Raw genomic sequence first — 22,079 nt, forward strand, 5'->3', positions numbered from 1 at the left:
GGGCGGCAACGATGGTCCCGGCAAGGGCGGCAATGACGGCCCCGGCAAGGGCGGCAACGAYGGTCCCGGCAAGGGCGGCAACGATGGTCCCGGCAAGGGCGGCAATGACGGCCCCGGCAAGGGCGGCAACGACGGTCCCGGCAAGGGCGGCAACGACGGCCCCGGCAAGGGCGGCAATGACGGCCCCGGCAAGGGCGGCAACGACGGTCCCGGCAAGGGCGGCAACGACGGTCCCGGCAAGGGCGGCAATGACGGTCCTGGCAAGGGTGGCAATGACGGTTCCGGCAAGGGCGGCAATGACGGCCCAGGCAAGGGTGGCAATGACGGTCCCGGCAAGGGAGGCAATGACGGTCCGGGCAAGGGCGGCAATGACGGCCCAAGCAAGGGCGGCAATGACGGCCCGGGCAAGGGCGGCAATGACGGCCCAGGCAAGGGTGGCAACGACGGTTCGCACGAAGGCTAAGCCGATCAGCGAAAAAACGTGAAGGGTGAGGCCGGTCTCCGGCCTCACCTTTTTTGAAAGTGCCGTCGGGAAGGCCAGACGCAGGAGCGAGCCTGGCGGGATGACCCGGCGGGCTCGGCCATCACAATAGCCCGTCAGGCAATAATGTCCTTGGCCATCGAGCCTTCCGCGGCAGATCATGCCCACGATTGGATCGACACCCGCAAATCCGATGACGACACGCCTTTCGGTGAGCGCGAGGCGATTGTCTAGCGAATGCGAGCGAAGCTTACGCCGCGCAGGCCTCACACAACCCACGGATCTCGATCGTCGTCTTCTCGGGCTTGAACTTCTGGCCCCGCACCCATTCCATCAGCCGGTGGTCGACCTCGTGGTCGTGGAATTCCATCACCTGGCCGCAGCTTTCGCAGATGGCGAAGGCGACGATACCGTGGCTGTGGCAGTCATCGCCGGGATGGGCGCAGGCGACGAAGGAGTTGATGCTTTCCAGCCGGTGCACGACGCCGTATTCGAGCAGCTTCTCCAGCGCCCGGTAGACCTGTAGAGGCGCACGAAAACCGTGGTCGCGCAGCTTGTCGAGGATGGTGTAGGCGCTGAGCGGCCCTTCGGCCTTTTCGAGCACGTCGAAGACCAGCGACTGGTTCTTGGTCAATTGCGGTGTCGTCATGAGCCTTATCCTTGCATGACCGCGCGGTGGCGCCTGACGGGAAGCAGGCTGAGCATGAAGAGGATCAGCGCTGCAACCACGATCGAGGGGCCGGAGGGCGTGTCATAGGTGAGCGAGCCGAACAGCCCGCCGATGACGGCGATAGCCCCGATCAGCGAGGCGAGCACCGCCATGATCTCGGGCGTCGACGAGAAGCGCCGCGCCGCGGCCGCCGGAATGATCAGCAGCGAGGTGATCAGCATGATGCCGACAATCTTCATGGCGATGGCGATGACGACGGCCATCAGCAGCATGAAGAACAGCCGCGCCCGCTCCGGCTTCAGCCCCTCGGCTTCGGCCAGTTCGGCATTGACGGTGGCCGCGAGCAGCGGCCGCCAGAGCCAGGCGATTGCCGCGAGCACGAACAGCCCGCCGCCCCAGATCAGCGCGATGTCAGTGGTGGAGACGGCGAGGATATCGCCGAACAGGAAAGCGATGAGATCGATCCGCACCCAGCTCATGAAGGCGACCATGACGAGGCCGATCGCCAGTGTGGCATGCGAGAGGATGCCGAGCAGCGCATCGGCCGACAGCGCCTGGCGCTTCTGCAGGAAGAGCAGCAGGATCGACACGAGGGCGGCGACGGCAAAGACGGCAAGCGTCAGGTTAAGTTCGAAGAGCAGCGACAGCGCCACACCGAGCAGCGCCGAATGGGCGATCGTATCGCCGAAATAGGCCATGCGCCGCCAGATGATGAAGCAGCCGAGCGGCCCCGTCGTCAGCGCCAGGCCGACGCCGGCAAGGATGGCGCGCACGAAGAAATCGTCAAGCATGGCGCTCTCCCTCCGCATGCACATGCGGATGGTCATGCTCGGCATGATCGTGATCATGACTATGGTCATGCGCATGATGGCCGTCGTCCGGATGGCAATGATCGGTCACCGTGCCGTCAGCATGCTGCACGCGACCGTCCGGCAGATGCGTATGGTCGTGGTGATGGCTGTACACCGCGAGCGTCTGCGCCGCCCGGCTGCCGAACAGGCGCACATATTCCGGGCTGCGGCTGACGGACTCAGGCGTGCCGCGGCAGCAGACATGGCCGTTCAGGCAGATGACCGTGTCGGTCTCGGCCATGACGACGTGGAGATCGTGCGAGATCAGCAGGATGCCGCAGCCGGTGGCGTTGCGGATCGACTTGATGAGGTCGTAGAGCGCGATCTCGCCAGCGAAATCCACCCCCTGCACCGGCTCGTCCAGCACCAGCAGATCCGGCTTGCGGGCAATGGCGCGCGCCATCAGCGCCCGCTGGAATTCGCCGCCGGAAAGGTGCTGCACCTCCGCATCGAGCATATGCGCCATGCCGGCCGCATCGAGTGCCGCAAGCATGTCGCGCTCCGGCAGTGGCCCGGTCAGCGTCATCAGCCGGCGCACCGAAAGCGGCAGCGTCCAATCGATCGAAAGCTTCTGCGGGACATAGCCGACCTTGAGGCCGGGCTTGCGCTCCACCCTGCCCTCGTCCGGCTTCAGCACGCCGATCGCCGCCTTGGCACTGGTCGACTTGCCCGAGCCGTTCGGCCCGATCAGCGTGACGATCTCGCCGCGCGAAACGGAAAAATCGATGCCGCGCACCAGCCAGCGGCCATTGCGCAGGATGCCGACATCTTCAAGCGAAACCAGCGGTTCGGCCCTGATACCAGCGGGAGTATTTGCGGGAGAGAGCATCAAATTTTCCGAAAGTGCTGTTGCGTCCTGCTATTGCACACGTTATAGCATAACGCAATTGATGTAATAACATAACAATTGCAATTCAAGCGGAGCATGCTGATGAAACGTGCGAAGGGGCCTGCCCTTAAAATCCTGGCCCTCAGAATGCCGGCCCTCGCAATCCCGGTCTTGGCGATCCCCGCCCTTCTCTTCGCCGGCACTATGCGAGCAGCCGACGCGCCTGTCGTCGTCACCTCGATCAAACCGATCCATTCGCTGGTGTCGGCGATCATGCAGGGTGTCGGCGAACCCGAGTTGATCGTCGATGGCGCCGCCTCCCCGCATACCTACAATCTGAAGCCATCGAATGCCCGCGCTTTGCAGAACGCCAAGGTGATTTTCTGGGTCGGCCCGGGCCTCGAGGCCTTTCTCGAAAAACCGCTGCAGGCGCTCGGTCGGGATGCCAGCATCGCCGAACTCGACAATGCTCCCGGCCTCGTCAAGCTGCCCTTCCGCGAAGGCGGCGCCTTCGAACCGCATGATGACGGCGACGAGCACGACAGTGCTTCCGCCACCCCAGAGCACGAACACGATCACGCCGAAGCCACGCATGGCGCCGAAGCTGACCACGACCACGGCACATTCGACACGCATCTCTGGCTCGACCCGATGAACGCCAAGGCCATGGCGGCCATGATCACCACGACACTGGTCGCCGCCGATCCTGCCAATGCACTGACCTATCAGGGCAACGCCAGGGCGCTGGATGACCGGCTCGATGCGCTCGACACCGAGCTCAAGGGTATCGTCGCTCCCGTCAAGGGCAAGCCCTTCATCGTCTTCCACGACGCCTATCAGTATTTCGAGCACCGCTACGGCATCCGCGTCGCCGGCTCGATCACCGTCAGCCCGGAAACTATTCCCGGCGCCGAGCGTGTTTCGGAAATCCACCGCAAGGTCGGCGAACTCGGCGCCACCTGCGTCTTTGCCGAACCGCAGTTCGAGCCGCGCCTCGTCAACGTCGTCATCGAAGGCACAAGCGCCAAGTCAGGCGTACTCGATCCCGAAGCGGCAACACTGAAGGCCGGCCCCGATCTCTACTTCACCCTTATGCGCGGCATCGCCAACAGCATGAAGGACTGCCTCTCCAGCGCATGACACTCATCCGCGGCTCTGCGTGTCCTGCCGGACACGCGACGCTCCGGAGAGAGCTGAGGCGGAAAGAGGCGGACAACCCCATTCCGCCTTTTTTCGACACACTGCACGTACTGATATAACATTAAATAAGATCTTATGAGGTTCCTATGGACAACAGACTTCCCGTCACGGTCCTTTCAGGCTTCCTCGGTGCCGGCAAGACGACGCTGCTCAACCATGTGCTGACCAATCGCGAAGGCTTACAAGTCGCGGTCATCGTCAACGACATGAGCGAGGTGAATATCGATGCCGCCCTGGTGCGCGACGGCGGCGCCAACCTCTCCCGCACCGAGGAGCAGCTTGTCGAGATGACCAATGGCTGCATCTGCTGCACGCTGCGCGACGATCTGCTGAAGGAGGTGCGCCAGCTCGCCGATCAGGGCCGCTTCGATTACCTCCTGATCGAATCCACAGGCATCGCCGAGCCCCTGCCCGTCGCCACCACCTTCGAATTCCGCGATGAGAACGGGCAAAGCCTCTCGGATGTGGCAAGGCTGGATACGATGGTGACCGTCGTCGACGCCGCCAATCTGCTTGCCGATTATGCCTCGGCCGATTTCCTCGCCGACCGCGGTGAAACGGCAGGCGACGGCGACAACAGAACCATCGTCCACCTGCTGGTCGAGCAGATCGAATTCGCCGATGTCGTGGTGCTGAACAAGATCGGCACGGCAGCCAAGGAGGAGCGCGACGCCGCGCGCAAGATCATTACCGGCCTCAACCCGGATGCACGGCTGATCGAGGTGGATTTCGGCAAGGTCGCCCTGAAAGACGTGCTCGGCACCGGCCGCTTCGATATAGACAGGGCCGAGACCCATCCGCTCTGGTACAAGGAACTGCACGGCTTCCGCGACCACGTGCCGGAGACCGAGGAATACGGCATCCGCTCCTTCGTCTATCGCGAGAAGCGGCCCTTCCATCCGGCAAAGCTGCAGGCCTTCCTCGACAGCGCATGGCCGGGCGTCGTGCGCGCCAAGGGCTTCTTCTGGCTGGCGACGCGCCCGCACCATGTCGGCGAGATCAGCCAGGCGGGCGCGATCGTGCGCACCGGCAAGATGGGCCTCTGGTGGGCGGCCGTGCCGCGCGAACAATGGCCGGAGGAACCGGCCTTCATGCGCGCCATCGGCCCCTATCTCGACCCCGTCTGGGGCGACCGCCGCCAGGAAATCGTCTTCATCGGTGCCGATCCGATGGACGAAGCCTGGATCAGGAAGGAACTCGACGCCTGTCTTATCAGGACAGATGCCTTCGTGCCCGAGCGCTGGCGCGACCTGCCCGATCCTTTCGCCAACTGGAACAGGCAAGCGGCATGAAGGCGAAGACAATCAAACGTTATCTCTGCGTCTGCACCGAATGCGAGCCGCTACCGCCGATCGAAGGGCTTCGTCCCGAAACCGTCGAGGCAACAGGCGAACGGCCCGATCGGCAGCGACGATCCGGCGGCCTGTTCCGAAGCCTCGCCGAGCGCATCGTTCCCTTCAGGAAGCCCTCCTGACGAGAGATTCACCTGCGGCAAACGAAAAGGGCGGTCGAAGCCGCCCTCTTCTCGTTCATCTGCCGGTCAGCGACCGGCAATAACGCTGGAGACGATGCCGCTGGTAACGCCGATCAGCAGGTAGTCGTTATCGGCCCGCACCCAGCGATAACCGCGGGGCGGAGGCGCCAGCCGGTAGCGGCGGTAGTCGTTGACATCGGAGAACCGGCGACGTTCGCTGGCATTGACGCGGTATCCCTTTTTCCAGTGCGACCGGACGACCACCTTCTTCTGCACGACGACGTGGGGACGGCGATGATCGTCGGCGCTGGCCTGGGAAACAACCATCGGGGACAGAAGGAAGGAGGCGGAAAGAAGAGCTGCAAAAATCTTTTTCATGTGGGGTTCCTCGTGTTGGGCACGAGAGCAAACTAGGGTCGAAAAGATGAACTGAAACTGAAATAAAAATTAAACTTTTGTAATGAAATCCAATAGCTACGGGTCGAAGCTTATATTTTAGATTAAGCTTATACACGGTGATCGAGGTTTTGGCGCGGCCGGCTGGCTTCGTCCTCTGAAGCCCTTCGGCCTTTGCTGCTCATCGCCTAGAAGGCGCGGGCGTGGAGGGTTGTCCTGCTGCTGGCGGTAGGCGGCATGCTCTCGATTCGATCAAGTCTCGCCCAAAGGTGCTCAGCGATTTGGCATAACGAGATGCATAAAAAACTTGAAACGGGCGCATAATCGAGTTTCGAAGCAACGCATCCAGATCAAGACAACGAAGACCACAATGGAGGAAAACATGCCTGGTATCAGCATGCGCTACATCGTCGACGACGTCGACGCCGCAGTGGAATTCTACACGAGACATCTCGGCTTCTCCGTCGCACTTCGTCCCGCGCCGAGTTTCGCCATCCTGACCAAGGACGGATTTCGTCTGTTCGTCAGCGGCATGACGGGACCCGGCGGAGCATCTCAAGCAATGCCAGATGGGAGAAAGCCGGAGCCCGGCGGTTGGAATCGCATCCAGATCGAGGTCAAGGACTTGGAAGCAGACGTCGCCGCGCTGCGTCAGGCCGGTGCGCGTTTCCGCAACGAGATCGTGCAGGGCATAGGCGGCAAGCAAATCCTGCTCGACGATCCGGCCGGAAACCCGATCGAGCTCTTCGAAGCACCCAAGCGGTGAATGGCGCGACGCCGGTCATGCGGTTCGCCACGAGTTTTAGGCTTCACATCGGCGAACCGCACCATGATCCCGGTCATGCGGTTGCCATGCATTTGCGGTCATCCGCAAACCAACGCAGTATTTCGATCACGGCAGCTGGCGTCGGCATCTCTCGCCGCGAGACTGGCCGGAACGCCTTGCCACCAGTGTGCGAGCGTGTAGTTTCGGATTCCTATCAATTCGAAGGCAGGGAAAACATGTCCGATTCCGCCGGCGGGCTCTCCGACTATATCGGGATACTAGCCGTGTTTCTTCTCGTCGCCGCCAATGGCTTCTTCGTTGCCGCCGAATTCGCCCTGGTGTCGGTCAGGCGTAGCCGCGTCGCCGAACTCGCTGCGGCAGGCCGCATGAACGCCTCAGCACTTCAGCGCGCCGTTGACAATCTCGACTCCAACCTTGCAGCCACCCAGCTCGGCATCACCATCTCGTCGCTCGCCCTCGGCTGGGTTGGCGAACCGGCGCTTGCCCACCTGATCGAGCCGCTGTTATCATGGCTGCCTGGGCAATGGGCGACGGCGGGCGCGCATACTGTTGCCGTCGTCATCGCCTTCGTCATCATCACAGCACTTCATATCGTGCTCGGCGAGCTCGCGCCGAAGAGCCTGGCGCTTCAACGCAGCGAGGCCACTTCGCTTGCCGTTGTGCGTCCGCTCGGTCTGTTCCTGGTGCTGTTTAAGCCGGCGATCTTTGTTCTGAACGGCATGGGCAACATGGTGCTGCGGGGTGTGGGTCTTCGCGCCGGAACCGGGGAATCGTCGTTCCATTCACCGCAGGAGCTCAAGCTGCTGGTTGCCGAGAGCCAGGAGGCCGGCCTTCTCAACCAGGTGCAGCAGCAGCTCGTCGAACGGGTGTTCAACATCGGCGACAGGCCAATCTCCGACATCATGACGCCGCGTCTCGATATCGAATGGTTCGACGCCGACGACAGCGAGGCCGAGATCCTGAAGACCATCCGCGAATGCAGCCACGAACAATTGCTGGTCGCCCGCGGCTCGATCGACGAGCCGATCGGCATGGTGTTGAAGAAGGACCTTCTCGATCAGGTTCTCGACGGCGGCAAGGTCCGGCCGATGGAGGTGATCAAGCAGCCGCTGGTGCTGCATGAGGGCACCTCGGTCGTCCGCGTGCTCGACAGCTTCAAGGCCTCACCCGTTCGCCTCGCCATCGTCATCGACGAATATGGCAGCCTCGAAGGCATCGTCACCCAGACCGACCTGCTCGAAGCCATCGCCGGCGACCTGCCGGGATCCAACGAAGAGCCCGACATCGTCGTCAGGGAAGACGGGTCGCTCTTGATCGATGCGATGATGCCGGCCTTCGACGCCTTCGAACGGCTGGGCCTGCGCGATCGTCCGGATGCTGATTTCCATACGCTGGCGGGGTTTGCGCTGCATCAGCTCCAGCACATCCCCGAAGCCGGTGAAACCTTCGTCTTCGACAACTGGCGCTTCGAAGTGCTCGACATGGATGGCATGCGTATCGACAAGATGCTCGCAACGCGCATTCCCGCGGATGGGGCGGAAGCCTAGCCGACCACCAGCGTCCAGAGCATCCCTGCGGCCGCGCAGGCCAGCAGCGTCGCGATCACGGAAGCCTTGAAGCGGAAGATCGCGACGGCGGCGGCGGCAGACAGCGCCATTGCCGCCGGCACGGCCGATTGCAGCACGGGAATATCGAGCCGCAAGCCGCCGAGGTGGACGGTCGCAACCTCGGCAAACAGCGTGTGCAAGGCAAACCAGATCGCGAGGTTGAGGATGACCCCGACCACCGCCGCTGTTATGGCCGACATCGCGCCGGCGAGCGCGATGTTGCCGCGCAGTTTTTCGATGAACGGCGCACCGAGGAAGATCCAGAGGAAACAGGGCACGAAGGTGACCCAGCTCGTCAGTATCGCCGCAAGGGTTGCAGCAAGCATCGGGTTCAGCGCTCCCGGATCGCGGTAAACGCCCATGAAGCCGACGAACTGGACGACCATGATCAACGGCCCCGGCGTCGTCTCGGCCATGCCGAGACCATCCAGCATCTCGCCGGGTTTCAGCCAGCCGAAATGCTGCACGGCCTCCTGCGCGACATAGGCAAGCACGGCATAGGCCCCGCCGAAGGTGACGACCGCCATCTTGCTGAAGAACAGGCCAATCTCGGTAAAGACGTTGTCAGCACCGAAGGTTGTGTAAAGCGCCGCGAGCGGAGCGAGCCAGAGGGCAAGCAGCACGGCGGAGATGCGCAGCGACCACGCAAGATTCGGGCGCGCATGCGTCGGTATGCCCTCGCCGAGCGCCGACTCGGCGTCCGACAGTGTCGCGCCGCTTCCGGCCTTGTGGCCGCCGCCCGTCCGGAAGGCGGCAAGCCCGAACCTGCCGCCGAGGAAGCCCGCAATGCCGGCGGTAAGCACGATCAGCGGGAACGGGACATGCAGAAAGAAGATGGCGACGAAGGCCGCGGCAGCGATACCGACCATGACGCGATTCTTGAGCGCGCGGCCGCCGATGCGGATGACGGCCTGCACGACGACGGCGAGCACCGCGGCCTTCAGCCCGAAGAACAGGCCGGCGACGATGCCGACGTTGCCATAGGCGGCGTAGATATAGCTGAGACAGAGGATCGATAGGAAGCCCGGCAACACGAATAGCAGGCCGGCGACGAGACCGCCCACTGTACGGTGCATCAGCCAGCCGATATAGATGGCGAGCTGCTGCGCCTCGGGTCCGGGAAGCAGCATGCAATAGTTCAGCGCATGCAGAAAACGGTGCTCACCGATCCATCGCTTCTCGTCGACGATGATCCGGTGCATCACGGCAATCTGGCCGGCGGGGCCGCCGAAACTCAGGGCGGCGACGCGCAGCCACACCTTGAAGGCCTCGCCAAACGAGACGCCGTGATGATGCTCCTCTCCCGCGTCCTCCTCCGCCGTTTTGCCGCCGGGCGCATGATCCGTCATCTCGACCATCTCATGCCCTCTTCTTCGGCGCCGGCCAATTGTGGGTTTCCTCGGTCGCATCGCGGCACCAGCGGAAGAAGGCGTCGTAAAGAAGCATCCCGGCCTCGAGTTGCTCCAGATCGTCGGAATACATCCTGGAGAGGCCGAGCGATGCCGCAAGCAGGCCCGCCGCCTCAGGCGCGAGGTCGAGCCTTGCGGTATCCGCCGCCCTGACGATCCGCGCCAGGCGCAGAAGCGGTTCCGAAGCCAGCCCGAACTCCTCGATCATCACGTCGAAGGTACAGAGCTCGTCGCGATGGCTCCAGAACACATCCTCGATATCGAAGGGCGTCGCCCCGAAACGCTCGCCGACGGCCAAAACCTCGGGCGTTGGCACGAACAGGAACACGGCGTTCGGATCGACGAAGCGCCGGATCAGCCAGGGACAGGCGATACGATCGATCTTCGGCCGCGCGCGCGTCACCCAGACGGTGCGCTCTTCAGCGTCGCGTTGCGGCAGCTTTGCATCGGGCACGGCCGGTCCGCCCGCGATCCACGCCTCGAAGCCACCTTCGAGGCTTTCCGCGTCGATCCCGGCATGGCGGAGATAGGCGGCAACACCATGACTGAGCTTGCCGCCTCTCTGGCATACCACGACGACGGCTTCGGCATCGACGCCGCCAACCCAGGACGCGACATCGGCATGGGCGCGCCGGATCGAGCCCGGCACCAGGCGTGGATCGAGCGCGAAGTCCTCCTCCGTGCGCACGTCGATAATGACGGGAGCCCCAGGTGTCCCGATGAGGCGGCTGAGCTTTTCAGGTGAGATTTCTAGAAATGACGGCATGACGCGTCCCTCCGTTGATCGGTTTTACTGGACGCGATTCTTCAGCATGACGCCTCGTGGGGTGATCGCGACCCCATGGCCAAACCATGCGCAAACAGACCCCGTCGTGTCAAGCGCATTACGCCATGGCGGCTTGCCGTCCGCGGCAGCGGCCTGCCATCCACCGCGGCACCCGATCAGCCGGCAGCTCTTCCACCGGGTCTCTGTCGGTCGCCTCCAGGCGAGCCGGCAGGCAGATGAGAGGTGAGCGGCAAAGCCACGAATGCACGGAGCGCCACTAACGAGCGGGAATGAAGAGTACGAAAACCCAATCAGCACAAGCGCTTCGGCCCAGAACGGAACAAAATGCCCACTTCGGCATTCTTCTCTCACCGAAAGAGGAGAAAGTACCATGACGTACGACCCCAATAATGCCAACGACCCGAACCGCCCGCTGAACCCAAATCTGGATCTGCGCACCACGCCGAGCGCGCGCAGCAATAATACGTGGGTTGTCTGGGCCGCTGCATTGGCCGTGATCGCTGTCGCTGCATTCGCCTATTCGCAGTGGAGCACCCCCGGCACATCCCCGGACACGACAGCTTCCACGACCCAATCCGAGCCGGCGCCGGCCAAGCCGATCGCTCCGACCGACAACAGCGCTACGCCCGCACCGGCACCAGCACCGGCCACTCCGCCGGCTGCCCCGGCACAGCAGTAATCGCTGCTCGGCCAGAAGAAGCCGGCCCAGTGCCGGCTTCCTTCCAGCCGCGAGTTCTTGAAGTTTTTTAAGAAAACCCTACTTAAGGGATACTAAATCTGTCTCTGACGGCTGACCACGGAGGTACTGGCAGCCGTTATCGAGACTGATCGAGGAAGGTCGGTGCGAGTTTCGCCCGGCCTTTTTTCTTGACCTCGTCATCTATCCCGAACAGGCATTCAAGCTGGCGGCATGATCGAAGAAATTCAAGGTCATCGCTTCGTACTGGCAACGCCTGAATCCGATATTATTTGGGAATCCTGTTATAGAAGGACTGCGGATCGTACACGCACTCGTAGTCGAGCAGGCAAAGCTTGCCATTGCCATCCCTCACCCTTGCGGTGTCGTACTTGTCGCCGAGATTACACCTGGCCGGCGGATAACGGAAGCTGCGGCCGCCAAAGCCCATCCGCACAAAAACCGCCTTGTCCTTGCGGATGATCTGCGCAAGCTCTTCGCAACTGTGATCCCTGGCATTGACCTCCACCGCCTCGACGGCAAGAGCGACGGACGGAAACAATAGTGCGACGGCCAGAACAACGCTTTTCATGGAAACTCCTGAATGTGAGAGAGCGAAGTTAGGGCATCGCACTCCATGCTGCCAGTCCAGAAACCCTCCGAACTGTACGCCTGAGCACAGCCGCACTCTCCGGGCACCCTTCAGAAATCAGCTTCGCACGGGCTCTTCGAAGGCAGCGAAGTCCAGATGGGCGAGGCACTCCTTCGCTACTGCTTCAGCGAGGGCATCGCAACGTCCCGATCCATTAAGATATTTGGTCTACGCTGCCGGCGATGAAACCGACGTTTGGGCGCAGACACCTTGCATTGCCGGAGCCGGAGCGGACAAGAACCGTTCCGACACAGAAGGTCCATGCGTCACCCGCCAGAAGCTTCGATTGGCCGAAAATCAGGCGTTACACCAAAAACGCGACCCTGGCCCTCCTGATCTCGATCAAACTTGCGGTTGTGATTATTTACGTCCTCAGACTGAACGCCTCGCATTCCTTCCAGGAATACACACCGCCGATAGCAATGATGGCGGCACTGTCGTTTTTCATCGTCGCAGCTCTCTGGCTCGCCGGCATGAAACTGAGCGGCAGCGATTGAGGTAACCTCGGTTGGCGCCGTCTGAAGTTGACCGCCGCCCGCACTTCCCGCTCGCTCCCTCTCTCAACGGAAGCGTCCAGAGCATGATGCCGAAAAGTGTTGAGCGGTTTTCGGACGACATCCTGTTCTAGGGAAAGTTATAGGGCGACGCGGGGTCGAAGACGCAGGAATAATCAAGGATGCACTGCTTTCCCCCCGCATCGCGCAAACTAGTCGTGGTGCGCTTATCACCCATGCTGCACTGGGCAGGTGGATAACGGAAACTGCGGCCGCCGAAACCGACGCGAACAAAGACCTTTTTGTTCTGGCGAATGATCTGCGTAAGCTCGCTGCAGCTATGCTCGCTCGCTTTGACGTTCATGACGCCTGCGCCAAAGGCCGGTAGCGGCAGAGACAAGGCAACGACTAGAATGACGCTTCTCATGGGACCCTCCCAGTGTGTGTGAGGGAAACTAGCGCGCGCAGATCACTGCGACCAGTCCTTTGGGCAAGGCTAGCAATGCCGCCTGCTTCCAGCAGGCCGGAAAATCCGGCCTGAGTTCAAATACATCAATCTTTTCAAGAGATTTGGTGGGTGATGTAGGGCTCGAACCTACGACCCGCTGATTAAGAGTCAGCTGCTCTACCAACTGAGCTAATCACCCGTTCGCGCTTGGCTGCGCGGTGTGACGGGGCGTATAAACAGGATCGGCAGGCTTGTCCAGCGCATAGGCGAAATTTCTTTGGTTAATCGCGAAGATTTTTCGGCATGGCTGAAATGCAACGCAGAACCCCGAAAATCGGAATCGATTTTTGGAGAGGATTATGCGCCGATTCAAAGTGATAGAGCGTCCTTAGCGCGTTCTATCGGACGCGCGGCGCTCCAGTGAAATCAAAGGTCGAGCGTGCCGCTGGCCAGCCGCACCGCCTGGCCGCCGATCCGCGCGTTGGAGATCGCCCCGCCGTCGACATCGATATGCAGGTGAATGAAGGACGGCCGGCCCATCTCGACGCCCTGCTCGATCATGATCGGGTGATGCCCGTCCGTCAGCCGGTCGAAATGATGGATGGCGCCGGAGAGTGCGGCCGCCGCCGCGCCGGTGGCCGGATCTTCGACGATGCCCATGCCGCTTGCGAACATGCGCGCGTGAAACTTTGCCACGTGGTTGACGCCGCCGCGGCAATAGACATAGGCCGAGGCAAGCGCGCCATCGACGAAGGGCACGATCTTTTCCCAGAGCTGCGGATCGAATTCCACCCGCTGCGTGGCTCCAACATCGTGCACCGGAATGAGCAGGAAGGGAACGCCGGCGCTCCAGACCGACGGGACGTGATTTTCGAAGCCGATCTCGGTCACCTTCAGCGACAGCGCATCGGCGATGCCGAGCTTCTCGAGCGGCATGATGGCCGGCTGCGATTTGCGCGGCAGGTCGAATTCGGCAAAGCTCGCCTCACCCTCTCTCAGCCGCACCGCGCAACGCACCGGCCCGACATTTTCCTCGAGCACCGTGACGAGATCGCGCGTCGCAGCACCATGCGCCCGTTCGGCCAGCGCCACCGCCGTGCCGACCGTCGGATGGCCGGCAAACGGCAGCTCGCGCCCCGGCGTGAATATCCTCAGACGCGCCGCATAGGCGGGGTTGGCCGAAGGCTGCACGAAGACCGTCTCCGAGAGATTGATCTCCCGGGTGATCGCCTGCATCGCCTCGTCGCTGAGATTGCCTCCGTCGAAGATCACCGCCAGCGGGTTGCCCGCAAGCTTTCGATCGGTGAACACGTCATAGACGCTGTAGCTTCGCGCCACATCAGCCTCCTTGAATCGTCATCGCGCCGCCAACCTGCCCGACCGGGCGAGCGAGTGCAAGGCGCTAAAACGCGTCATGCCAACCGGATTCACATGACGCGCTTTCGATCTTTGGGTGATGGATGCCGTTATCCCGAAACGCTACACGGTTTTAGGCGGCATACATCAACTCCGCTCGGCCTTGCCAAAATACCAGTCGATCACGGGCAGCATGGCGATGTTATAGGGATGGGCCGAAGGATCGGCCGAGCGGATCGCCACGGCGCCCGCGATCTCCTGGTCCTCGGCGACGAGCATGTGGCTCTCGATCCGCGCGATCATCTCGTCAGCCGTCATCTCGAAGCGGTAGAGCCGCAGCAGCGTTACCGTGCGCTTGTTATGGGTGGCGAACAGCCCCTGCCCCGCCACGGATTCGGCAAGATCGAGCCCGGTCTCCTCCTGGACTTCGCGGCGCATGTTTGCCTCGATGTCACAGCGTCCGTCGACGACATCCTCGGGCTCCAGCGAGCCGGCCGCGAAATAGACCTGGCCGGGATTGGCTGTATGCGCGCCCATGCGGATCGCCACAAGCGCACCGTCGGAGGTTTCGAGCACGGGATAGGCGAAGAGATGGAGGCCGCCCTGGCGCTGCGGCTGGCGGCGCCACCACATGAAGGCGGAAAAGGGAATGACGTGGCCCTCGCCTGCAATCCCGTCGTCACTGAGTGATACCAGCCGCTGGAACACCATGCGCCCGTCGAACAGCGCCGGATTGGCGGCAGTCTCTCTGGCCCAGTTCTCCCGGATCGCCGGTTCTTCGGCGATGACCAAAGGATGGGGACCGGGCAGGATGCGCAGATCCACGCCGGCAATCGGGAAGACCGTGGCCTCCGGCGGCCAGCCGGCGAAATCGTGAGAAAAATTGCTGTTTGTGAAATTCGCGTTCAAATTCGCATTCATGGGAGATCCAGTGTCATGACGACGGGGCAGTGATCGGACGCCTTCGGCCTGTCCCAGCCGGTGCGCGGATAACGCTCCACCTCCTGCCCCGGCGGGAAGATGGTGCGGTAAGGCTGGCCGCTGCGGATGATTTCCGGCAGGCGGCCGACATTGTGGGCGGCGAGTGCTGGCGAAAGCCAGAGATAATCGAGCTGGCAGAGCCACTGCTCCTGCGGCCCGCGCGCGTGATAGAGCGTCCAGCGGTCGAGGACTGCGCGGCGGCGCACCACATTTTCGGCAAAGCCATCGCGGCTGAAAACGTCGAGTGCGCTTTCGGCCTCATCCTGATGCTCGAAACGATAGCCGGCGCCGCGGCGGCCGATGACATCGACGCGCTCCTGATAATCATTCATGTCGCCACAGATAGCGAAGCTCTTCGTGCCGGCTTGATCCGCCCCGAAGCGATCCTCGATGATGCGGCGAACGGCGCGCGCCTCGGCGCGGCGGATCGGCATGGTCGATTGCCGCCCGTCCAGCCCGTCGCGCGGATTGCCCATGGACTTGAAATGTACGACGTAGAGCGAAAAAGGCCGGCCGCCGATCAGAAGATCGAGCTCCAGACAATCGCGCTTGAAGATCTTGTCGTCGATGCGGTTGGTGAGCGCCAGCTCTTCGTCGAAGAGATCGAGATCACGATAGGTCGTCATCGCATGGCTTTTGATGTCCCTGAGCTCGATTTTCTGGCCGTCGCGCGTTTCTTCGCGCATCAGGACAGCAACATCGATGCCGCGGCTGTCATTGCCCTCGACCAGGTATTTCTGCCGGTAACCGTTTCCGACCATGCGGAAGAGATAGCCGTATTCGAAGGCCTGAAGGGCAGCCATGTTGTCGATTTCCTGCAGGCAGAGGATATCGGCATCCGCGTCGGCGATTGCGAGCGCGGTCATCTGCCTGGTGTCGTCGGTCGCCGCGATGACGCGGGCCTGCTCGAGCTGCTGGTAGACGCCCTCGCTCGACACCTGGAAAAGCTTGATGACGCGGTCCTGGCGCAGTTGATTGCGGAAGCCGGTGAAATCGAAACGGGTCAGGAGATTTTCGACATTGAAGGTGGCGAGGCGAAGCGACATGGGAAGGATCCGGTTGCGGGGAGTACCTTAACCAGCAGAAGCCGCAGGAAAAGATGGCGGAGCCAAGAAATATGCGGACAACCACCCCTCTTACAGCCCCGGACGCGATTACCTGTGACTTCGGCCGCAGACATTCCGCCGCAAGCCTCGAATAGTTCTTCGCAGAGGACAATCGCCGTTCCGGCGCAAGGGCATTTCATGAAGCGGGTTCTTGCATCGCTTGCGGTTCTGACGTCCCTCGCCGGCTCGGCCCTTGCCGACACCTACGGCGCCATCGCCTATTCGCCGTCGACCAGCGCTATCGGCTGGTCCTATGCTTATGACAATCGCGGCGACGCCGAAACCGCTGCCCGGCGCAATTGCGACAGCAGCGCAAACGACTGTCGCATCGCCATCTGGTTCCGCAATGGCTGCGGCGCGCTGGCCGTCGGCCATCGCGGCGGCTGGGGCTCCGGCTGGGGTTACGACAATCGTGAGGCCCAGCGCCAGGCAATCCGCAGCTGTAGAAAACAAACCGGCAGCTGCCGCGTCATCCGCTGGCAATGTTCCGGCAGGGAATGATTCTGGCTGAGTGCGGCGTCTCAAAGCCGCCATGCCGAGCGCACCGATAGCCTGAGGCCGTCACCCGTCCGGACGGGAAAACGGGTATAGGCCCGCAGTACCTGACTATCGGCGAGGATGAGCTTCAGCGCATATCGCTCGCCCTCGAAGAGAATGGATTCGACCGTCGCCGCAATCCCCTCGCCGGCGGCGATATTCTCGCCGGAGACGATGACATCCTCCGGCCGGACGAGCACGTCCACCCTGTCGCCGCTGGCTGCCCCGGCGGCAGCACCAGCAAACAGCGGCTCCAGCGCAGGCCAGTCGAGCGCCCTGCCATCGCCGGCGGGACGCGGCAGCGTCACGATCGCCCCTCGCCCGATGAGCCCGCCAACGATGCGCCCTTCCGGCCGTGCATAGATCTCGGCGGGAGCCGCCACCTGCAGCAGCCGGCCCTCCGACATCACGGCAACGTCAGTCGCGAGCGCCATCGCTTCGCTCTGGTCGTGGGTGACATAAATCATCGTTGCGCCCGAGCGCTGGTGGAACTCGCGAAAAGTCTCTTCCATCTCCTGTTTCAGGTGCCGGTCAAGATTGGCAAGCGGCTCGTCGAGCAATACCACGTCAGGCGATGTCACCAGGCAGCGGGCGAGCGCCACGCGCTGGCGCTGACCGCCGGAGAGATCGGCCGGGCGCCGCTCGGCATAATCGGCAAGCCGCACGGTGGAAAGCGCGTCGCGCACCTTCGCCCGGTAGGCCTCGCCCGAGATGCCGCGCACCTTGAGGGGATAACCGACATTGTCGGCGACGCTCATATGCGGCCAGAGTGCATAGGACTGGAAGACCATCGCCATGTTGCGTCCTTCGGGCGGCAGCGACTGCGCGGCATCGGCCAGCAGGCGCTCGCCGAGATGGATCGAGCCGTCGGAGGGCGTCTCGAAACCGGCGATCATGCGCAGCACCGTCGTCTTGCCGCAGCCGGAAGGCCCGAGCAACGCCAGGAAGCCGCCCTCGCGCACATCGAGCGAAAAACCGCTGACGGCGGCGCGCCCGGTACCAAAATCCTTGCCGAGCTGGTTGAGGGTCAGCCTCGCCATGGGACCACTCCTTTCGGCAGTCGTTTCGCCAGAAGTTCGAGCAGCAGCATCAGCACGACGACCATGAGCACGACGAGCACCGACAGCGCCGAGGCAAGGTCGGAGCTGCCGCTGTCGTCGAGATTGTAGATGGCAACACCGAGCGTCTGCGTGCCGGCAGACCAGAGCAGCGCCGAGATCGTCAGCTCGTTGCAGGCAATCAGGAAGACAAGGATAACGGAGGCGCCAGCGGCCGGCGCAATCAGCGGCACGATGATATCGGCAAGCCGGCGGAAGAAGCCAGCCCCGGAAAGCCGTGCGGCCTCTTCCAGCGCCGGATCGAGCTGATGGAAAGCGCTGACCACCGGCTTCAGGCTGACGGCGAAGAACGAGGAGAAATAGGCGATCAGGATGATCCAGATCGTGCCGTAAAGCGAGACGTGCAGGATCGGGATCGGTGCAGCGAACACCAGGATGAAGGAAACAGCCATGACGATGCCGGGCAGCGAATAGGGTATTTCGATCAGGCTGGAGACGATGCGGGAAGCCAGATCCCTGCGCCGCGTCAGCGCATAGGCCGCAAGCACTGTCACCACGAGGAGACAAAGCGCGGTAGCGGCGGCAAGTGACAGCGAGTTGATGAAGGCGGTGCGCGTCACCGCCTGCCGGAACAGGATCTCCTGAAAAGCATGCAGTGACATGGTCTTGAAGGTGAGCGGCACGCCATAGGCCGGCACCAGCGCGCCGGCGATCAGCGCGAAAAAGGGCGCGGCCAGCATGAAGAACAGGATAGTCCAGACGAGTGGCGTGAACACGAAACGCCAGGCGCCGAGCTCGAAGGCGGCACTCGCCCCGGATAACCCGATGACACGGTAGTCGCGGCCGCGCAGCGCCCGGTCCTGGATCATCAGCCCGACGATCGAGATGATGGCGATGATTGCCGAGAGAACGGCGACGTCGCCGAAAGTGCGGTTGGTGAAGGCGGAAAACTTGGTGAAGATCAACGTCGGCAACGTGAAGATCGAGGCAGGAATGCCGAGAATGGCGGGAATGCCGAAATTGCCGGTGCAGGAGACGAAGGAGATCGCCGCACCCGCGATGATGCCGGGCAGCGACAGGGGCAGGATGATGTCGCGGAACACCCGCAGGCCGGTAGCGCCGGAAAGCCGTGCTGCCTCGACGCCGTCGCGGGGCAGTGTCATCAGCCCGGCCCGAAGCGCCAGGTAGACCAGCGGCGCATGCTGCACGCCGTAAAGCAGCGCGATGCCCCCGACAGAATAGAGCGGCTGCGGCGAACCCATCGGCGGGGCGATATGCAGCGCCTTCAACAGTGGGCTGGAGGGGCCGGACATCTGCACCCAGGCCAGCGCCGTCACCTGCGGTGGGATCATCATCGGCAGCACGAAGAAGAAGCTCAGCGCCCCCTTGGCGCGGATATCGGTCAGCGTCAGCAGGAAGGCAAAGAGGCAGCCGATGGTGAGCGAGATGATTGTGCCCAGAATGGCGGTGACGACCGTGTAATAGGTTGACGACCAGAGCGAGGCGTCGCCGAGAACCGTCATCACCCCGCCGTCGGCAAAGGCCGCGATCCCGACCATAGCAAGGCGGGCGAGCGGCAGCACGCTGAGGATCAGGACGATGATGACGACAAAAGGAAACAGCCAGGCGGGCTGGCTGTTTCCGGTTTTGATGTATCCGTGCATGAAAGGATCAGTTCGAGCCGTATATGCCCGAGAAGGTCTTGAGATCCTGGTCGGTGTTCTTCAGCGCCTCCACGGCCTTGATCGGCAGGACCTTGATAGTGTCGCGCGCGGGGAAGCCTTCCGGCAGCTTCATGCCGTTGCGGGCCGGGATGTAGCCGAGCTTCAGGAAGCCTTCCTGACCCTTTTCGGAGAGCACGTAATCGACGAACTTCCTGGCGGCATCGGCATTCTTGGTGCTGGCGAGGATGCCGACCGGCTCGGTGACGGCCGAAACGCCTTCGCCCGGGAAGACGAACTCGACCGGAGCGCCCTTGGCCTTCTCGCGGATCGGCAGGTAATCGACGACTATGCCATAGGCCTTTTCGCCCGAGGCAACCGACTTCAGCACGGCGCCGTTGCCGCCGGCGGCGATCGCACCGTTTTCGGCAAGCGACTTGTAGAAGTCCCAGCCGAGGCCGGGAACGGCGGCAAGCGTCTGGGCGTGGATAAGGGCCGCACCCGAGGCAAGCGGGCTCGGCATGGTGACGAGGCCCTTGGCTTCCGGCTTGGTCAGGTCCTTCCAGCTCGTCGGCTTCATCGCGGCCGAGGTGTTGTACATGATGCCGGTGGTGATCAGCTTGGTCGAGTAGTAATAGCCGTCGGCGTCATAGAGGGCGGCGTCGTATCCTGCGGCTTCCGGCGACTTGTAGGCCAGGAGCTTGCCATCTTCCTTGAGGCGCTCCAGCGTCACCACGTCGGCAATGAGGAGAACGTCGGCGACCGGGTTGCCGGCCTGGATCTCGGCCTGGAGCTTCGCCATGATCTTCGGCGTTCCGTCGCGCACCCAGTCGACCTTGATATCGGGATTGGCGGCCATGAAGCCGTCGACCGTCGCCTGTGCGTCTTCGTTCGGCTGACTGGTGTAGAGAACGAGGTTTGCGGCCGAAGCCGGAATGGCAAAGAGGCTCGCAGCGACAAGTGCTACGGCGGAAACGATCGTTTTCATGGGAAGGATCCTCGATTTCGATACCCCTCCCTTATTAGGGGTCCTTTACAGACATGTGACAGCGCGCCGCAGCCGCCGCGGCGCCATTCCCACAACCTTCCTTGGTGGTTCGCCCGCCCTGCCGACAATACAGTTGATCGCCCTTCCGATTTCTGGAATCGCCTGTGGACGCGGCCTGATGCTGGCCGATTCGAGGGGATGGCAAGAATGAGACGGGCATCTTGGCGCGCGCGCCTGCGCTACCAGTTCGACAAGAGCATGGCCGCCGGCCCGATCGCCCTGATCGGCTGGCTGGCGGTGATATCGCTGGTCGTCATCATCGCTGCCGGCCTGCTGCTGGCGCTGACTGGCATTGCGCCTGATGGCGGCGAGCATCTGAGCTTCGTCGAGGGCGCCTGGGAATCGCTGATGCGCACCATGGATGCCGGCACGATGGGCGGCGATATCGGCTGGCCCTTCCGCGGCGTCTCCCTTGTCGTCACCATATCGGGCATCTTCGTCTTCTCGGCCCTGATCGGCGTGCTGAGTTCCGGCCTTGAGGAAAAGCTGGACGACCTGCGCAAGGGCCGCTCGCAGGTGCTCGAGAACGACCATACGATCATCTTCAACTGGTCGCCCTCAATCTTCGACGTGATCTCCGAACTCGTCATCGCCAACACCAGCCGGCGCCGTCCGCGCATTGTCATCATGGCCGCCAAGGACAAGGTGGAGATGGAGGACGAGCTTGCCGACAAGATCGAAAATCTCAGGAACACCCGTATCATCTGCCGCAGCGGCGATCCGACTGATCTTTACGACATCAACATCGTCAACCCGCACACCTCGCGCTCGATCATCGTGCTGTCACCGGAAGGCGACCATGCCGATTCCGAGGTCATCAAGACGGTGCTCGCCCTCGTCAACGATCCCGGCCGCCGCAAGGAGCCCTACCAGATCGCCGCCGAAATCCGCGACACCAGGAATGCCGAGGTGGCGCGCATCGTCGGCGGCAAGGAATTGCAACTGGTGCTTGCCGACRACCTGATCTCGCGCATTGTCGCCCATTCCAGCCGCCAGTCGGGACTGTCAGGCGTCTATTCCGAACTGCTCGATTTCGAAGGCTGCGAGATCTATACGCTCGAGCAGCCCGAACTCTCCGGTAAAAGCTTCGGCGCCGCCGTGATGATGTACGAGAGCTCGACGCTGATCGGCTTCTGCGACAACGAGGGCGCGGTCCATCTCAACCCGCCGGCAAACCGCATCTTCCTGCCCGGCGAGCGCGCCATCATCATCGCCGAAGACGATGCCGCGATCAAAAGCGCCGCCGCCGAGATGCGTATCGACAAGGAGGCGATCCGGGCTCCAGTGACACGCGAGACAAAGGCGGAGCGCACGCTGATGCTCGGCTGGAACCGCCGCGGCCCGATCATCGCCCGCGAGCTGTCGCGTTATGTCGCCCCGGGTTCGCAACTCACCATCGCCGCCGATACGCCCGATATCGAAGAGGAGGTTCGTGGCCTGACGCTTGCGAGCGACAACATGGCGGTCACCTGCCGCGTCACCGATACCAGCAGCCGCGCCGAACTCGACGACCTCGATATTCCCGCCTACGACCACGTGCTTGTGCTCGGCTACTCCGACCACATGGCCGC

General features: G+C 62.6%; 24 protein-coding genes and 1 tRNA gene. 10 read left to right on the forward strand and 15 right to left on the reverse strand.

The genetic code is table 11. The features are described 5' to 3' along the window. Positions 1 to 463: hypothetical protein (locus tag AC1ECN_RS34775; RefSeq protein WP_477955564.1), on the forward strand; the 463-nt coding region annotated here is incomplete at its 5' end. 268 nt (positions 464 to 731) lie between these two features. On the opposite strand, the gene AC1ECN_RS34780 is transcribed toward AC1ECN_RS34775, so the two are convergent. The 3 genes from AC1ECN_RS34780 to AC1ECN_RS34790 are packed head-to-tail and all read right to left on the reverse strand — an operon-like array spanning position 732 to position 2,831. Further along, positions 732 to 1,130 (reverse strand): Fur family transcriptional regulator, encoded by a 399-nt coding sequence (locus AC1ECN_RS34780; RefSeq protein WP_018074265.1) that lies wholly within the window; start codon positions 1,128 to 1,130, stop codon positions 732 to 734. A 5-nt stretch (positions 1,131 to 1,135) separates the two neighbouring features. Then, entirely contained in the window at positions 1,136 to 1,942 is an 807-nt protein-coding gene (gene znuB / locus AC1ECN_RS34785; RefSeq protein ID WP_130661908.1) for a zinc ABC transporter permease subunit ZnuB, read from the reverse strand. After that, complete coding sequence (locus tag AC1ECN_RS34790) at positions 1,935 to 2,831, reverse strand: ATP-binding cassette domain-containing protein (RefSeq protein ID WP_130661909.1); 897 nt, start codon at positions 2,829 to 2,831, stop codon at positions 1,935 to 1,937. Before AC1ECN_RS34790 ends, znuB begins: the two co-directional genes overlap by 8 nt. A gap of 102 nt (positions 2,832 to 2,933) precedes the next feature. Here AC1ECN_RS34790 and AC1ECN_RS34795 point away from each other — a divergent pair, with 102 nt between their 5' ends. The 3 genes from AC1ECN_RS34795 to AC1ECN_RS34805 all read left to right on the forward strand — a co-directional run bounded on the left by AC1ECN_RS34795 (position 2,934) and on the right by AC1ECN_RS34805 (position 5,505). Beyond that, complete coding sequence (locus AC1ECN_RS34795) at positions 2,934 to 3,971, forward strand: zinc ABC transporter substrate-binding protein (protein ID WP_018074262.1); 1,038 nt, start codon at positions 2,934 to 2,936, stop codon at positions 3,969 to 3,971. Between the two features lie 146 nt (positions 3,972 to 4,117). Continuing rightward, positions 4,118 to 5,323, forward strand: coding sequence for a zinc metallochaperone GTPase ZigA (gene zigA / locus AC1ECN_RS34800; protein ID WP_130661910.1), 1,206 nt, complete (start codon positions 4,118 to 4,120; stop codon positions 5,321 to 5,323). Beyond that, on the forward strand, positions 5,320 to 5,505 hold the full coding sequence (locus tag AC1ECN_RS34805; protein ID WP_024320853.1) for a hypothetical protein: 186 nt from the start codon (positions 5,320 to 5,322) through the stop codon (positions 5,503 to 5,505). Before zigA ends, AC1ECN_RS34805 begins: the two co-directional genes overlap by 4 nt. Positions 5,506 to 5,571: 66 nt before the next feature. Here the strand turns inward: AC1ECN_RS34805 and AC1ECN_RS34810 are convergent, their stop codons facing one another. After that, complete coding sequence (locus AC1ECN_RS34810; RefSeq protein WP_018074259.1) at positions 5,572 to 5,883, reverse strand: RcnB family protein; 312 nt, start codon at positions 5,881 to 5,883, stop codon at positions 5,572 to 5,574. Between the two features lie 400 nt (positions 5,884 to 6,283). On the opposite strand from AC1ECN_RS34810, the gene AC1ECN_RS34815 reads away from it, so the two are divergent. Beyond that, complete coding sequence (locus AC1ECN_RS34815) at positions 6,284 to 6,667, forward strand: VOC family protein (RefSeq protein ID WP_003541160.1); 384 nt, start codon at positions 6,284 to 6,286, stop codon at positions 6,665 to 6,667. A 236-nt stretch (positions 6,668 to 6,903) separates the two neighbouring features. Then, positions 6,904 to 8,235, forward strand: coding sequence for a hemolysin family protein (locus tag AC1ECN_RS34820; protein WP_012758164.1), 1,332 nt, complete (start codon positions 6,904 to 6,906; stop codon positions 8,233 to 8,235). Here AC1ECN_RS34820 and chrA read toward each other — a convergent pair. Together chrA and AC1ECN_RS34830 are read right to left on the reverse strand one after the other, a co-directional pair. After that, the gene (gene chrA / locus AC1ECN_RS34825; protein ID WP_130661911.1) at positions 8,232 to 9,653 is read right to left on the reverse strand and encodes a chromate efflux transporter; all 1,422 of its coding nucleotides are present in this window, start codon (positions 9,651 to 9,653) and stop codon (positions 8,232 to 8,234) included. The two genes, AC1ECN_RS34820 and chrA, sit on opposite strands and share 4 nt — an antisense overlap. 1 nt (position 9,654) lies before the next feature. Continuing rightward, entirely contained in the window at positions 9,655 to 10,470 is an 816-nt protein-coding gene (locus AC1ECN_RS34830; RefSeq protein ID WP_130655868.1) for a chromate resistance protein ChrB domain-containing protein, read from the reverse strand. Between the two features lie 391 nt (positions 10,471 to 10,861). Here AC1ECN_RS34830 and AC1ECN_RS34835 point away from each other — a divergent pair, with 391 nt between their 5' ends. Continuing rightward, positions 10,862 to 11,170: a hypothetical protein gene (locus AC1ECN_RS34835; RefSeq protein WP_018482883.1), complete on the forward strand. Its 309-nt coding sequence runs from the start codon at positions 10,862 to 10,864 to the stop codon at positions 11,168 to 11,170. Positions 11,171 to 11,456: 286 nt separating this feature from the next. Here the strand turns inward: AC1ECN_RS34835 and AC1ECN_RS34840 are convergent, their stop codons facing one another. Then, complete coding sequence (locus AC1ECN_RS34840) at positions 11,457 to 11,759, reverse strand: hypothetical protein (protein ID WP_018482882.1); 303 nt, start codon at positions 11,757 to 11,759, stop codon at positions 11,457 to 11,459. Between the two features lie 275 nt (positions 11,760 to 12,034). Between AC1ECN_RS34840 and AC1ECN_RS34845 the strand changes: the two genes are divergently transcribed. Further along, complete coding sequence (locus AC1ECN_RS34845) at positions 12,035 to 12,316, forward strand: hypothetical protein (RefSeq protein WP_130672851.1); 282 nt, start codon at positions 12,035 to 12,037, stop codon at positions 12,314 to 12,316. A gap of 127 nt (positions 12,317 to 12,443) precedes the next feature. Here the strand turns inward: AC1ECN_RS34845 and AC1ECN_RS34850 are convergent, their stop codons facing one another. The 5 genes from AC1ECN_RS34850 to AC1ECN_RS34870 form a co-directional block, all read right to left on the reverse strand. Continuing rightward, a complete protein-coding gene (locus tag AC1ECN_RS34850) occupies positions 12,444 to 12,740 on the reverse strand; it encodes a hypothetical protein (RefSeq protein ID WP_018494733.1) in 297 nt (98 codons plus the stop codon). Between the two features lie 144 nt (positions 12,741 to 12,884). Then, positions 12,885 to 12,960, reverse strand: a tRNA-Lys gene (locus tag AC1ECN_RS34855). 227 nt (positions 12,961 to 13,187) lie between these two features. Then, entirely contained in the window at positions 13,188 to 14,099 is a 912-nt protein-coding gene (locus AC1ECN_RS34860) for a PhzF family phenazine biosynthesis protein (RefSeq protein WP_130672852.1), read from the reverse strand. Positions 14,100 to 14,264: 165 nt separating this feature from the next. Continuing rightward, a complete protein-coding gene (locus AC1ECN_RS34865) occupies positions 14,265 to 15,038 on the reverse strand; it encodes an NUDIX hydrolase (protein ID WP_130672853.1) in 774 nt (257 codons plus the stop codon). Beyond that, positions 15,035 to 16,144, reverse strand: a complete 1,110-nt coding sequence (locus AC1ECN_RS34870) for an endonuclease/exonuclease/phosphatase family protein (RefSeq protein WP_018074251.1) — start codon at positions 16,142 to 16,144, stop codon at positions 15,035 to 15,037. Before AC1ECN_RS34870 ends, AC1ECN_RS34865 begins: the two co-directional genes overlap by 4 nt. Positions 16,145 to 16,342: 198 nt before the next feature. Here AC1ECN_RS34870 and AC1ECN_RS34875 point away from each other — a divergent pair, with 198 nt between their 5' ends. Further along, entirely contained in the window at positions 16,343 to 16,705 is a 363-nt protein-coding gene (locus AC1ECN_RS34875) for a DUF4189 domain-containing protein (RefSeq protein ID WP_130672854.1), read from the forward strand. A gap of 20 nt (positions 16,706 to 16,725) precedes the next feature. On the opposite strand, the gene AC1ECN_RS34880 is transcribed toward AC1ECN_RS34875, so the two are convergent. Genes AC1ECN_RS34880 through AC1ECN_RS34890 form a run of 3 tightly spaced genes read right to left on the reverse strand, consistent with a single transcriptional unit; the run spans position 16,726 to position 20,448 of the window. After that, positions 16,726 to 17,781, reverse strand: a complete 1,056-nt coding sequence (locus AC1ECN_RS34880) for an ABC transporter ATP-binding protein (protein ID WP_130672855.1) — start codon at positions 17,779 to 17,781, stop codon at positions 16,726 to 16,728. Continuing rightward, the gene (locus AC1ECN_RS34885) at positions 17,769 to 19,463 is read right to left on the reverse strand and encodes an ABC transporter permease (protein ID WP_130672856.1); all 1,695 of its coding nucleotides are present in this window, start codon (positions 19,461 to 19,463) and stop codon (positions 17,769 to 17,771) included. Before AC1ECN_RS34885 ends, AC1ECN_RS34880 begins: the two co-directional genes overlap by 13 nt. Before the next feature lie 7 nt (positions 19,464 to 19,470). Continuing rightward, on the reverse strand, positions 19,471 to 20,448 hold the full coding sequence (locus AC1ECN_RS34890) for an ABC transporter substrate-binding protein (protein WP_130672857.1): 978 nt from the start codon (positions 20,446 to 20,448) through the stop codon (positions 19,471 to 19,473). Between the two features lie 207 nt (positions 20,449 to 20,655). Between AC1ECN_RS34890 and AC1ECN_RS34895 the strand changes: the two genes are divergently transcribed. Next, a partial coding sequence (locus AC1ECN_RS34895; protein WP_477955570.1) for a CASTOR/POLLUX-related putative ion channel occupies positions 20,656 to 22,079 on the forward strand: 1,424 nt, incomplete at its 3' end.

It is taken from the genome of Rhizobium sp. 01N447_2 (genome assembly GCF_056399245.1).

What these genes read in the sequence shown, in the direction of transcription:
- AC1ECN_RS34780 (WP_018074265.1), bottom strand. Translation starts at nt 1,130, where the DNA reads ATGACGACACCGCAATTGACCAAGAACCAGTCGCTGGTCTTCGACGTG.
- znuB (WP_130661908.1), bottom strand. Translation starts at nt 1,942, where the DNA reads ATGCTTGACGATTTCTTCGTGCGCGCCATCCTTGCCGGCGTCGGCCTG.
- AC1ECN_RS34790 (WP_130661909.1), bottom strand. Translation starts at nt 2,831, where the DNA reads ATGCTCTCTCCCGCAAATACTCCCGCTGGTATCAGGGCCGAACCGCTG.
- AC1ECN_RS34795 (WP_018074262.1), top strand. Translation starts at nt 2,934, where the DNA reads ATGAAACGTGCGAAGGGGCCTGCCCTTAAAATCCTGGCCCTCAGAATG.
- zigA (WP_130661910.1), top strand. Translation starts at nt 4,118, where the DNA reads ATGGACAACAGACTTCCCGTCACGGTCCTTTCAGGCTTCCTCGGTGCC.
- AC1ECN_RS34805 (WP_024320853.1), top strand. Translation starts at nt 5,320, where the DNA reads ATGAAGGCGAAGACAATCAAACGTTATCTCTGCGTCTGCACCGAATGC.
- AC1ECN_RS34810 (WP_018074259.1), bottom strand. Translation starts at nt 5,883, where the DNA reads ATGAAAAAGATTTTTGCAGCTCTTCTTTCCGCCTCCTTCCTTCTGTCC.
- AC1ECN_RS34815 (WP_003541160.1), top strand. Translation starts at nt 6,284, where the DNA reads ATGCCTGGTATCAGCATGCGCTACATCGTCGACGACGTCGACGCCGCA.
- AC1ECN_RS34820 (WP_012758164.1), top strand. Translation starts at nt 6,904, where the DNA reads ATGTCCGATTCCGCCGGCGGGCTCTCCGACTATATCGGGATACTAGCC.
- chrA (WP_130661911.1), bottom strand. Translation starts at nt 9,653, where the DNA reads ATGGTCGAGATGACGGATCATGCGCCCGGCGGCAAAACGGCGGAGGAG.
- AC1ECN_RS34830 (WP_130655868.1), bottom strand. Translation starts at nt 10,470, where the DNA reads ATGCCGTCATTTCTAGAAATCTCACCTGAAAAGCTCAGCCGCCTCATC.
- AC1ECN_RS34835 (WP_018482883.1), top strand. Translation starts at nt 10,862, where the DNA reads ATGACGTACGACCCCAATAATGCCAACGACCCGAACCGCCCGCTGAAC.
- AC1ECN_RS34840 (WP_018482882.1), bottom strand. Translation starts at nt 11,759, where the DNA reads ATGAAAAGCGTTGTTCTGGCCGTCGCACTATTGTTTCCGTCCGTCGCT.
- AC1ECN_RS34850 (WP_018494733.1), bottom strand. Translation starts at nt 12,740, where the DNA reads ATGAGAAGCGTCATTCTAGTCGTTGCCTTGTCTCTGCCGCTACCGGCC.
- AC1ECN_RS34865 (WP_130672853.1), bottom strand. Translation starts at nt 15,038, where the DNA reads ATGAATGCGAATTTGAACGCGAATTTCACAAACAGCAATTTTTCTCAC.
- AC1ECN_RS34870 (WP_018074251.1), bottom strand. Translation starts at nt 16,144, where the DNA reads ATGTCGCTTCGCCTCGCCACCTTCAATGTCGAAAATCTCCTGACCCGT.
- AC1ECN_RS34875 (WP_130672854.1), top strand. Translation starts at nt 16,343, where the DNA reads ATGAAGCGGGTTCTTGCATCGCTTGCGGTTCTGACGTCCCTCGCCGGC.
- AC1ECN_RS34880 (WP_130672855.1), bottom strand. Translation starts at nt 17,781, where the DNA reads ATGGCGAGGCTGACCCTCAACCAGCTCGGCAAGGATTTTGGTACCGGG.
- AC1ECN_RS34885 (WP_130672856.1), bottom strand. Translation starts at nt 19,463, where the DNA reads ATGCACGGATACATCAAAACCGGAAACAGCCAGCCCGCCTGGCTGTTT.
- AC1ECN_RS34890 (WP_130672857.1), bottom strand. Translation starts at nt 20,448, where the DNA reads ATGAAAACGATCGTTTCCGCCGTAGCACTTGTCGCTGCGAGCCTCTTT.